Source organism: Streptomyces sp. NBC_01275 (genome assembly GCF_026340655.1).
In the GTDB taxonomy this organism is placed as follows: Bacteria; Actinomycetota; Actinomycetes; order Streptomycetales; family Streptomycetaceae; genus Streptomyces.
Genome location: NZ_JAPEOZ010000008.1, coordinates 1 through 544 on the forward strand (window position 1 = coordinate 1; position 544 = coordinate 544).

General features: G+C 74.3%; 1 protein-coding gene. It reads right to left on the minus strand.

Annotation, left to right across the window (positions count from 1 at the left end; genetic code table 11):
* Positions 1–530, minus strand: a 530-nt coding sequence (locus OG562_RS45900; RefSeq protein WP_323187681.1) for an SDR family NAD(P)-dependent oxidoreductase, incomplete at its 3' end; no start/stop codon positions are given.
* Positions 531–544: the final 14 nt, after the last annotated feature.

A 544-nucleotide genomic window follows, 5' to 3' on the forward strand; every position in this document is an offset into this window, starting at 1 on the left:
CGCACGCGGTGGCCGTCCGCCCGCAACCGCACGAGCAACTCCGCCACCGCGTCCCGGTCCGACACGTCACAGGCGGCCACCGTCACGGTGACGCCCAGCGCGGTCAGTTCGGACGACAGCCCGGCGGCACTCGGCGCGCCCGGTCCCGAACGGCTCACCAGGACCAGGTGTTCGGCACCCGTCTCCGCCAACTTCCGTGCCAGGCGCGGCGCGAGACTGCCGGTGCCGCCCGTGACGAGGACCGTTCCCCGGGGCCGCCACCGGCGCACCGGCGCCGCGTTCCCGACGGCCGCGCTCACCATCCGGCGCGCGACCGCACCGCCCGGCCGTACGGCGACCTGATCCTCACCCGAGCCCGGCTCACCGGCGAGCAGTTGGAGCACCGACGTGAGCGAGCGCTCGTCGTACTCCTCAGGCAGATCCACCAACCCGCCCCAGACATACGGAAGTTCCAGGGCGGCGACGCGACCGAGACCCCAGATCTGCGCCTGCGTCGGATCGGCCGGAGCATCCGCCGGACCCGTGGACACGGCACCCTGGGTCG